The sequence below is a fragment of the Luteimonas abyssi genome, from assembly GCF_001482195.1.
GTDB lineage: Bacteria > Pseudomonadota > Gammaproteobacteria > Xanthomonadales > Xanthomonadaceae > Luteimonas > Luteimonas abyssi.
Genome location: NZ_KQ759763.1, coordinates 2,376,738 through 2,385,974, shown reverse-complemented (window position 1 = coordinate 2,385,974; position 9,237 = coordinate 2,376,738). Strand labels below are relative to the sequence as shown.

Here is a 9,237-nt window from a genome sequence, read left to right as displayed (position 1 = left end):
CCGCAGCCTGACGCCACGTGGCCCGCATCGACCAAACTCCGTTTCTGCTCGACATCCTCGACCTCAGCCACGACGGCCGAGGCGTGGCCCGCCGCGAAGGCGGCAAGACCGCCCGCGAAAGCGGTAAAACAGTGTTCGTGGCCGGTGCGCTGCCCGGCGAGCGGGTGCTGGTCAAGCAGACCGGGCGCTCGCGCAGTTTCGACGAGGCGGTGACGCTGGACGTCGAACGTGCCTCGCCGGATCGCGTCGAGCCACGCTGCCCCCATTTCGGCACCTGCGGTGGCTGCGCGCTGCAGCACCTCGAGGAATCGAAGCAGATCCTCGCCAAGCAGCGCGTGCTGCTGGAGAACTTCGAGCGTATCGGCCATGTCACGCCGGAGTCGGTGCTGCCGGCGCTGACCGATCGCCAATGGGGCTACCGCCGCAAGGGCCGGTTCTCGGTGCGGCGGGTCGAGAAGAAGGACAAGACGCTGGTGGGCTTCCGCGAGCGCGATCCGCGTTTCGTCGCCGACCTGCAGATCTGCCACACCGTGATCCCCGAGATCGGCGAGCGGGTCGAGGCGCTGTCGCAGCTGGTCGACGGCATGGACGCGCGCCGCGAGATCCCGCAGATCGAATTCATCGCCGGCGACGACACCATCGCGTTGGTGTTCCGTCACCTGGCGCCGCTGTCGGAGACCGACCGCGAGCGCCTGGTCGCCTTCGCGCAGACGCACGGGTTCGCGATCTTCCTGCAGCCCGGCGGCCTGGATACGGTGCATGCGTTGTGGCCGCAGGCGCCGTCCTTGGCGTTCCGCCTGGCGCCTTGGGACGTGGAGCTGACGTTCCGGCCGCTGGACTTCATCCAGGTCAACCAGGGTCTCAACGAGAAGATGATCGCGCGCGCGCTGGAACTGCTCGACGCGCAGGCCGGCGAGCGCGTGCTCGACCTGTTCTGCGGGCTGGGCAACTTCACCCTGCCGCTGGCGCGCGGCAGCGCGCACGTGGTCGGCGTGGAAGGCGATGCCGGGCTGGTCGCGCGGGCACGCGAGAACGCGGTGCACAACGGACTGACCAACGCCGAGTTCCACGCCGCCGACCTGGCGCAGCCGCTGGCCGGCCAGCCGTGGGCGCGGCAGGGCTTCGACCGCCTGTTGCTCGACCCGCCGCGCTCCGGCGCCGATGCGGTGCTCAAGCAACTGCCGCTCAAGGGGCTCAAGCGCATCGTCTACGTCAGCTGCCATCCGGGCTCGCTCGCCCGGGACGCGGGCTATCTGGTCAACGAACTGGGCTGGAAACTGCGCGCGGCCGGGGTGATGGACATGTTTCCGCACACCGCCCACGTGGAATCGATCGCGCTGTTCGAACCCTGATCTCGACGTCCATCCACCGATACGAGGCCGCCGCCATGGGCGTGGAGATCGAACGCAAATTCCTGCTGCGGTCCGATGCGTGGCGTGCGCAGATCGAACGCACGGTACTGATGGCACAGGGCTACCTCAATGGTCATGCGGAGGTCGCTTCCGGTGCGCAGCTGACGTCGGTGCGGGTGCGGCTGGAAGGCGACGTCGCCGCGCTCAACATCAAGTCGCGCGAGGCCGGCCCGTCGCGGCAGGAGTTCGAGTACGCGATTCCAGTGGACGAGGCGCGTGCGCTGCTGGCGTTGTGCGTCGGGGGGCGCATCGAGAAGCTGCGCCACCTGGTTCGGCATGGCGCGCACCTGTGGGAGATCGACGAATTCGCCGACGACAACGCCGGCCTGGTCGTGGCCGAGGTCGAACTGGAGACGGTCGGTCAGGCGTTCGAGCGCCCGGACTGGCTCGGCGCGGAGGTCACCCATCTGACCCGCTACTACAACCTCGCCCTGGCCGCACATCCCTATGCGGCGTGGACCGTGGCCGAGCGGGATGTCCCCGCCGCGGGCTGACCGCTCGGGTCGCGGACGCCGACCGAGGTAGCAGGATCGTCTGGCCGGGATCGACACCGCGGGCGGGCGATGGGGCCGGAGCTCGCACATCGACCGATGCGGAGGCCGGATATGGCCGTGTTCATCGGCGTGGTGCCGACGCAACATTCGCGTCCCGGCCATCTGCGACAATGCCCGGTCGGCGCATCCGCGCCACCGCGATGAAGGAGTGATCCGCATGCTCGTGATCGGCGTCGCCGGCACCGAACTCAATGCCCAGGAACGCGACTGGCTGCAGCACGACGCCTGCGCCGGCGTGATCCTGTTCAAGCGCAATTTCGCCTCGCGCGATCAGGTGCTCGAACTGTCCACGGCGATCCGTGAGGCCGCCCCGCGGCCGCAGCTGATCTGTGTCGACCAGGAGGGCGGGCGCGTGCAGCGCTTCCGCGAAGGCTACAGCGAACTGCCGCCGCTGGAGGTGTTCGGACGCCGCTATCGTGAAGAGCCCGATGCCGCGTTGAATGCCGCGCGCGAGCACGCCTGGCTGATGGCGAGCGAGGTGCTCGCCAGCGGCGTGGATCTCAGCTTCGCGCCGGTGGTCGACCTGCATCGCGGCAATCTCGCCATCGGCGACCGCGCGTTCGACGCCGATCCCGACATCGTCGCGGCATTCACCCGCGCCTATGTCGAGGGCATGCACAGCGCCGGCATGGGGGCCACGCTCAAGCACTTCCCGGGCCATGGCTCGGTGCGCGAGGACACTCATTTCGATACGGCGGTCGACGACCGCTCGCTGGAGACGATCCGCGCCGAGGATCTGGTCCCGTTCGCCGCCGGCATCGAAGCAGGTGCCGATGCGGTGATGCTGGCCCACATCACCTATCCGCAGGTCGCGCCGGAGCCGGCCGGCTATTCGTCCCGCTGGATCGGCGAGATCCTGCGCGGCGATGTCGCCAGCGGCGGCATGGGTTTCCGTGGCGTGGTGTTCTCCGACGATATCGGCATGGCGGCCGCGCATTCGGCGGGTGGTGTGAAGGCGCGGGTCGACGCGCATCTGGATGCGGGCTGCGATGTGGTGCTGGTCTGCCATCCGGAGCTCGTGCAGGAGTCGCTCGACGCGGTAAAGGGCCGCACGCTCAACACCATGGCGTTGACCGGGCTGATCGGCCGCGGCGCGCTCGGCTGGGACGGCCTGCTCGCCGACACCCGGTATCACACCGCACGCGGCGACATGCCCGGAGGTTTCATCGCATGACCCCAACACTCGCCGACGCGCTGCGCAGCGCAGAGCTGATCCACGATCGCGACGTGCTCGATACCGCGATCGCCCGCATGGCCGATGCGATCGTGGCCGATTTCGACCCGGAGGGTCCGCCCCCGTTGTTCGTGACGATCATGCACGGCGGTCTGCCGTTCGCGGCGTCGCTGGCCTTCGCGCTCGGCGAGCGTGGGCTGGATCTCGAATTCGATTATCTGCACGCCACGCGCTACCGCGGCCAGACCAGTGGCTCGGGCCTGGCGTGGCTGCACCGTCCCGCGACGCCGATGCGCGGTCGTCGTGTGCTGCTGGTGGACGACATTCTCGACGAGGGCCACACGCTGTTGGCGGTGAAGCGCTGGTGTGACGACCAGAGTGCGGCCGACGTGCGTATCGCGGTGCTGGCGGTCAAGCGTCACGACCGCTGCGTCGACGGCATCGCGGCCGACTACGTCGGCGTCGACGTGCCGGATCGGTACGTGTTCGGCTACGGCATGGACTACCACGAACAGGGGCGCAACCTGCCCGCGATCTATGCGCTCGGAGCATGACCCGATGAGCACTGCGCCTGCGATCGTGGCGGCCGACCCGATCGATCTCGCCGTCATCGGCGGCACCGGCCTGTACCGGATCGCCGAGCTGGAGAACGTGGAAACGCACCAGCCGCCGACGCGCTACGGCGCGTTGTCGGGCCCGATCCGCGTGGGCATGCTGGCCGGGCGCCGTGTCGCGTTTCTGGCGCGGCATGGCGAAGGGCATTCGGTGCCGCCGCACAAGGTCAATTACCGCGCCAACCTCTCGGCGTTGCAGGCGCTCGGCGCACGGCGGGTGATCGCGCTCAACACCGTGGGCGGCATCACCGAGCGCTTCGGTCCGCGGGTGCTGGCGTGTCCGGACCAGTTGATCGATTACACCTGGGGCCGGATCTCGACGTTCTGCGAGGAAGAGGGCACCGAGGTCCTGCACGTGGACTTCAGCGATCCCTACACGCCATCCCTGCGCACTGCGTTGTTGGCGGCGGCGCGTGCCGCCGATGTGCCCGTGGTCGCGGAGGGGTGCTACGGCGCCACGCAGGGACCGCGGCTGGAAACCCGCGCCGAGATCGCGCGGTTGCGGCGCGACGGTTGCGATCTGGTCGGCATGACCGGCATGCCGGAAGCCGGCCTGGCGCGGGAACTCGGGCTGGAGTACGCCAGCCTGGCCATCGTCGCCAACTGGGCGGCGGGATGCGGAGATGAGAGCGAGATCACGCTTCAGGAGGTACTGGACAACGTCGCGGCGGTTTCGGCGTCAATTCCGGCCATTCTGCGGCGATTCCTGACACCCTGACGATTGCAAGTGTCCAGTTTTGCTTCGATACTCGGCGCCGTGCGTCGGGTATCCGGCACACGCTATCGCATCCAGACAAGGTGGAAGGTTATGCAATACGGCACAGTGAAGTGGTTCAACGACGCCAAGGGGTTCGGGTTCATCGCACCCGAGGACGGCGGTTCGGACGTATTCGTCCACTATTCGGCCATCGATTCGAAGGGCTTTCGCAGCCTGCAGGAAGGCCAGCGTGTGAGCTACGAGGTGACCCAGGGCCCCAAGGGCGCGCAGGCGTCGGGTGTGGCCCCGGTCGTCTGATCGCCACCACCCTGTGTAATCGGAAAGCCCCGCGTCTGCGGGGCTTTTTCTTGGGTGTTCTCCGCCGGGCGAGCGCGCGGCGGCCCGTGCGCTCCATGCGCGAAGCTCCCGTCTGGTCACGGTACGAAGCGAGGCGGGATCGCGATTTTCATTTTGTTCCGGTTTTCGTTCCGGTCAGCGGCTGCGGCGACGAAACCCCTCTCGATGCGCATGCCGGCCATCACCGCCACGCCGGCTTTTGGCAAAGTGGACACTTTCCAGAGCGATCGGGGGTTCGATGTCCACTGCGGGGCGTCTGGATATCGCCATCGTCGGCTATGGCACGGGTGGGCAGGCCGCCGCGGTGTTTCTGTCGCGCGACGGACACAACGTGCAGGTCTTCGAGCGCGCCCCGTCGCCGCGTCCGATCGGTGCGGGATTCCTGCTGCAACCCACCGGGCTGGAAGCGCTGTGGTCGCTGGGCCTGCTCGAGCGGGCGCTCGCCTACGGCGCGCCGGTGGAGCGTCTGTACGGAGAAACCATCGGCGGCCGCCCGGTCATGGACATGCGGTATCGCGAGCTCGACCCGCGCCTGTTCGGGCTCGGGCTGCAGCGCGGCACACTGTTCAGCCTGCTCGATCGCGCATGGACGCCGGCCGTCCAGGCCGGTTGCAGCGTGGCCGCCGTCGACACGGATCGGGGCACGTTGACGGATGCGCGTGGGCGACGGTACGGACCGTTCGATCTGGTCGTCGTCGCCGATGGCGCGGCGTCGCAACTGCGCGGACAGGTGGCGCCCGCGCACCTGGACCGTCCGTATCCATGGGGCGCGCAATGGTGTCTGGTCGAGGCCGGTGCCTGGGCGTGGCCGGCCGAGTTGCGCCAGCGTTACCGGCAGGCACGTGCGATGGCCGGGATGCTTCCGGTGGGCACGCATCCGGACGATCCGACCCCGCGTGCCAGCTTTTTCTGGAGCGTGCCGACGGCCGAACTCGAGCCGTCAGCCTGGTGCGGCGAGCCGGCCTGGCGCGCCGGGCTCGATGCCGTCTGGCCGGAGGCCGCGCAGGCGCTGGGCGCGACCTGCGTGCCGGAAGGGCTCGCCGCAGCCCGTTATCGCGATGCCGTCCACAGCCGTTGGCATGCCGGGCGCGCGGTCCTGCTCGGAGATGCCGCGCATGCCATGAGTCCGCAGTTGGGACAGGGCGTCAACATGGCGCTGCTGGATGCGCGCGCGTTGCGCGACGCGCTGCGTGAGGCGCCGCCGGCGCAGGCGTTGCCGCGGTACGTCCAGCGACGTCGCGCGCATGTGCGTGCCTATCAGGCGTGGAGCCGCTGGCTGACGCCGTTGTTCCAGTCGGAACGGGACCTCGTCGCGCACGTACGCGACTGGGGCTTCCATCCGCTCACCCGCATTCCCGGCCTGCGCAACCAGAGCCTGCGTGTGCTGACGGGCACCCGGTACGGCTGGTTCGGCGCGTTGCAGCCGGACGCGGCGTTTCTCGAGGCGCTCGACGCGGCGCGGACACGTGGCCAGGGGTGGCGCCCGGCGCGGTCGGCGGCCGCCCTGGCGGAGACGCCGCCAGGATGAGCCGCCGCAACCTGGCTGCCGGTATGGCGGCGGCTTCGGGCTAGAACCAGTCCTGCAGCGAGATGCCGAGACCGATGTAGGTCGCCTTGTGGTTGTAGTCGATCATGCTCTCGCCGTAGCCGTGGAACATCTGCAGATGGCCGCGGAAGTTGCGCAGGCTGGGGTGGATCGGAAACCCCCAGTCGAACTGCAGCGCGCCGTGCGAGCGGTCGCCACCGCGCAGCGAATGGCGCCCGGTGAACGTGAGCCGGTGGTCGCCGCGCACATGCATGAGCGAGAGGTCGCCGCGGCCCATGTAATCGGCGATGTCGGGGTTGTCGCTGTCGCTGCCGTCGTCGATGTGGATCCACGGGCGGGCGACCAGTGCCCAGTTCTCGCGGTCGAAGCCGAAATTGAACATCACTCGGTTCCAGCTGCGCGACAGCGGGTCGCCGCGACCGTTGGACTGGTGATTGATGCCGATCGCACTCATCCGCCCGCGCCAGCCGAAGGGCAGGCTGTAACCGTTGCGGAACACCAGCAGGATCTCGGGCTCGTAGTTGGTCTCGCGGAACGGACGCGAGTCCTCGCCGTTGTAGACCTGCCAGCGCGAGCTCTGGGTGTAGCCCATCCAGATGTCGCCGTTGTCGCCGAACAGGTTCTCGACCGCCTTGGTCTTGAAGCTCAGCTGGAACTTGGCTTCCAGGCTGTCGAGATTCTGCGGTGTGGTCACCACGTTGTTGGGGTTGGGCGACGACGGTGTGGGATTGGTCTTGCTGGTCCAGAACGCCGGCAGCAGGTAAAGCGGCTTGTACACGCGGAAGTTGAACAGGCCGAGCTTGGAGTCGCGGGCCAGTTCCCAGCGGGTGTCGAGCAACGAGCCCCGGCCGACGTTGGCCAGGGCGTCCCCATGTTGGCGGTCGTCCTGCGCCTGGAAGACGTCGCCTCGCGGCGACATGCCGTCGAGTTCCTGGGCGTCGCGCGGACGGTCGCGCTCGGCGGCGCGCGCCTGTGCGGCGGCGGCATCGGCGTCCTGCGGACTGCCGATGCTGCGGCCCGCCGCCTGGTCGTAGCACTGCAGGCGAAGGGCATCGCTCTCCAGGCTGGCACAGGCGGCGACGGTGGAAGGCGAGGAGACCTCCTGTGCCAGCACCGCGGAACTGACGAGCGAGGCGGCGAGGGCGCAGGCGAGCGGAAGATGGGGATGTCGCATCGGGAGGTCGGGTCGGGGAATGGAGGGAAGGGTGCTGGACAGGAACGTGCGCGCGAAGTGAAAACTCAGCGCGTGGTCCACCAGGACAGCGCGAACGTACCGATCATGGCGAAGGCCAGCATCAGCTTCAACGCGATCGCCACCACCACGCCGAGCCAGGTGCCGACGCCGACCCGGGCGGCGGCACCGAGATCGTCGGTGCCCAGGCGGCGCCGATGCCAGAGTTCGCCAGCCACCGCACCCACGAACGGGCCGACGAAGATGCCGGGAATGCCGAAGAAGATGCCGACGAACGTGCCGATCACCGCGCCGACCAACGCCGTCCGGCTGGCCCCGACCCGGCGCGCGCCCATCGCCGTGGCCCAGAAATCGACCACGAACGACAGCGCTGTGAGCAGCGCCAGCAGACCAAGCGTCAGGCCGCCGACGTGGGTGAAGCCGTCGGCCCAGGCCGCCAGCAACATGCCGCCGAAGATGAGGGGAATGCCGGGGATCGCGGGCAGGATCGTGCCCAGCAGGCCGACCACCACCAGCAGTGCGGCGATCACGTAGAACAGGGTTTCGGCCTGCATGGCGGCTCCAGTGAGGTCGGGCGGGGCTGAGATCAGCAAGGGCGGAAACTAGATTGCATTCTTCCTGAACCCGCGTTAAGTTCCGTTCGCTGTGTTTGTCAAGGTCACCGTGAACCGTGGCCGGAGATCGGCTGGACCCTCGGGCGAATCCGCAGGTCGGGCCGGTGCCGAAGGACCTGCGCTTCCTCCCTTGCGACCAGCCGCCGGCGACGGTGTATCACCCTATCTCAAGGCAGTTACAGGCCAGTCCGTACGAGGGAGCAAGGCGATGTCTGATCGTGAAATCGGTACCGTGAAGTGGTTCAACGATGCGAAGGGATTCGGATTCATCAGTCGCGAGAGCGGCGAGGATGTCTTCGTTCACTTCCGCGCCATTCAGATGCAGGGATTCAAGAGTCTCCAGGAAGGGCAGAAGGTGAGCTTCACCGTGGTCGAGGGGCAGAAGGGCCTCCAGGCCGACGCGGTCCAGCCCGCCTAGCGCGTACCGACTGTTCCGGACAACAAGAAACCCGGCCTCGCGGCCGGGTTTCTTCGTCTTGCGTGCGCTGTCCGTCGTCTGTGCGCTGTGCCGCCGGACGGCCGGGCGCTCGGGTCAGAGCGCCCAGGCGCGACCCTCGCGGACCTGCACCGACGAACCTTCGCGCAAGCCGCCCACATCCTGCTGCACCATCACCACCGTGCGGCCGTCGTTGAGACGCACGTGCACGTCGTACATGCCGCCACTGCCGGTCCTGTTCTGGACGGCGTTGCCGGCCACGGCGCCGGCGACCGCGCCCGCACCCGTGGCCACGTTGCGACGGCCATCGCTGTCGGTGTTGCGCCGGGCGATCTCGCGACCGGCGGCCGCGCCGACGATGCCGCCGATCAACGGGCCGGCCACGTTCGGATTGCTGTCGGGGCGACGTTCGATGCGTGTGACCACGCCGCAGTCGCGGCAGTTGGGTGCGTTGTAACCGCCGGTGCCGTAGCCGGAGCCATAACCCGAGCTGTAGCCGCCGGGGGAGGTCGCGCAGCCTGCCAGTGCGATCATCGCGGCCGCAGCCGTGGTTGCGAGCAACGGGGTCTTCATGGTGGTGTCTCCCTCTACGCTTGGGGTGGTGCCGTGCCCGGTGGCGCGGCTGCGATCAGACCGTAGGA

The 9,237-nt window shown here is 68.5% G+C and carries 11 protein-coding genes; 8 read left to right on the top strand and 3 right to left on the bottom strand.

The window, feature by feature from the left end:
- Positions 1-17: 17 nt before the first annotated feature.
- The 7 genes from rlmD (at position 18) to RG19_RS10075 (ending at position 6,336) form a co-directional block, all read left to right on the top strand.
- Positions 18-1,352: a 23S rRNA (uracil(1939)-C(5))-methyltransferase RlmD gene (rlmD, locus tag RG19_RS10105; protein WP_058835166.1), complete on the top strand. Its 1,335-nt coding sequence runs from the start codon at positions 18-20 to the stop codon at positions 1,350-1,352.
- A gap of 35 nt (positions 1,353-1,387) precedes the next feature.
- A complete protein-coding gene (locus RG19_RS10100) occupies positions 1,388-1,906 on the top strand; it encodes a CYTH domain-containing protein (protein WP_058835165.1) in 519 nt (172 codons plus the stop codon).
- Between the two features lie 217 nt (positions 1,907-2,123).
- On the top strand, positions 2,124-3,140 hold the full coding sequence (gene nagZ / locus RG19_RS10095; RefSeq protein ID WP_058835164.1) for a beta-N-acetylhexosaminidase: 1,017 nt from the start codon (positions 2,124-2,126) through the stop codon (positions 3,138-3,140).
- Positions 3,137-3,694, top strand: a complete 558-nt coding sequence (locus RG19_RS10090; RefSeq protein WP_058835163.1) for a hypoxanthine-guanine phosphoribosyltransferase — start codon at positions 3,137-3,139, stop codon at positions 3,692-3,694. Before nagZ ends, RG19_RS10090 begins: the two co-directional genes overlap by 4 nt.
- A gap of 4 nt (positions 3,695-3,698) precedes the next feature.
- On the top strand, positions 3,699-4,472 hold the full coding sequence (locus tag RG19_RS10085; RefSeq protein ID WP_058835162.1) for an S-methyl-5'-thioinosine phosphorylase: 774 nt from the start codon (positions 3,699-3,701) through the stop codon (positions 4,470-4,472).
- 90 nt (positions 4,473-4,562) lie between these two features.
- The gene (locus RG19_RS10080) at positions 4,563-4,769 is read left to right on the top strand and encodes a cold-shock protein (protein WP_058835161.1); all 207 of its coding nucleotides are present in this window, start codon (positions 4,563-4,565) and stop codon (positions 4,767-4,769) included.
- Positions 4,770-5,046: 277 nt separating this feature from the next.
- The gene (locus tag RG19_RS10075; protein ID WP_082672603.1) at positions 5,047-6,336 is read left to right on the top strand and encodes an FAD-dependent oxidoreductase; all 1,290 of its coding nucleotides are present in this window, start codon (positions 5,047-5,049) and stop codon (positions 6,334-6,336) included.
- 40 nt (positions 6,337-6,376) lie between these two features.
- Here the strand turns inward: RG19_RS10075 and RG19_RS10070 are convergent, their stop codons facing one another.
- Both RG19_RS10070 and RG19_RS10065 read right to left on the bottom strand, forming a co-directional pair.
- Positions 6,377-7,528 (bottom strand): phospholipase A, encoded by a 1,152-nt coding sequence (locus RG19_RS10070; protein ID WP_058835160.1) that lies wholly within the window; start codon positions 7,526-7,528, stop codon positions 6,377-6,379.
- Positions 7,529-7,593: 65 nt separating this feature from the next.
- Entirely contained in the window at positions 7,594-8,100 is a 507-nt protein-coding gene (locus RG19_RS10065; protein ID WP_058835159.1) for a DUF456 domain-containing protein, read from the bottom strand.
- A gap of 268 nt (positions 8,101-8,368) precedes the next feature.
- On the opposite strand from RG19_RS10065, the gene RG19_RS10060 reads away from it, so the two are divergent.
- Positions 8,369-8,578, top strand: coding sequence for a cold-shock protein (locus RG19_RS10060; protein ID WP_058835158.1), 210 nt, complete (start codon positions 8,369-8,371; stop codon positions 8,576-8,578).
- 114 nt (positions 8,579-8,692) lie between these two features.
- Here RG19_RS10060 and RG19_RS10055 read toward each other — a convergent pair whose 3' ends face one another.
- Positions 8,693-9,169 carry a glycine zipper 2TM domain-containing protein gene (locus tag RG19_RS10055; RefSeq protein WP_058835157.1) on the bottom strand — a complete coding sequence of 159 codons (477 nt, stop codon included), beginning with the start codon at positions 9,167-9,169 and terminating at the stop codon, positions 8,693-8,695.
- Positions 9,170-9,237: the final 68 nt, after the last annotated feature.

Excerpts from the sequence above, each read along its gene's own strand:
- RG19_RS10070 (WP_058835160.1), bottom strand. The coding sequence starts at position 7,528 with ATGCGACATCCCCATCTTCCGCTCGCCTGCGCCCTCGCCGCCTCGCTC.
- RG19_RS10065 (WP_058835159.1), bottom strand. The coding sequence starts at position 8,100 with ATGCAGGCCGAAACCCTGTTCTACGTGATCGCCGCACTGCTGGTGGTG.
- RG19_RS10100 (WP_058835165.1), top strand. The coding sequence starts at position 1,388 with ATGGGCGTGGAGATCGAACGCAAATTCCTGCTGCGGTCCGATGCGTGG.
- RG19_RS10055 (WP_058835157.1), bottom strand. The coding sequence starts at position 9,169 with ATGAAGACCCCGTTGCTCGCAACCACGGCTGCGGCCGCGATGATCGCA.
- RG19_RS10075 (WP_082672603.1), top strand. The coding sequence starts at position 5,047 with ATGTCCACTGCGGGGCGTCTGGATATCGCCATCGTCGGCTATGGCACG.
- RG19_RS10060 (WP_058835158.1), top strand. The coding sequence starts at position 8,369 with ATGTCTGATCGTGAAATCGGTACCGTGAAGTGGTTCAACGATGCGAAG.
- nagZ (WP_058835164.1), top strand. The coding sequence starts at position 2,124 with ATGCTCGTGATCGGCGTCGCCGGCACCGAACTCAATGCCCAGGAACGC.
- RG19_RS10090 (WP_058835163.1), top strand. The coding sequence starts at position 3,137 with ATGACCCCAACACTCGCCGACGCGCTGCGCAGCGCAGAGCTGATCCAC.
- RG19_RS10085 (WP_058835162.1), top strand. The coding sequence starts at position 3,699 with ATGAGCACTGCGCCTGCGATCGTGGCGGCCGACCCGATCGATCTCGCC.
- RG19_RS10080 (WP_058835161.1), top strand. The coding sequence starts at position 4,563 with ATGCAATACGGCACAGTGAAGTGGTTCAACGACGCCAAGGGGTTCGGG.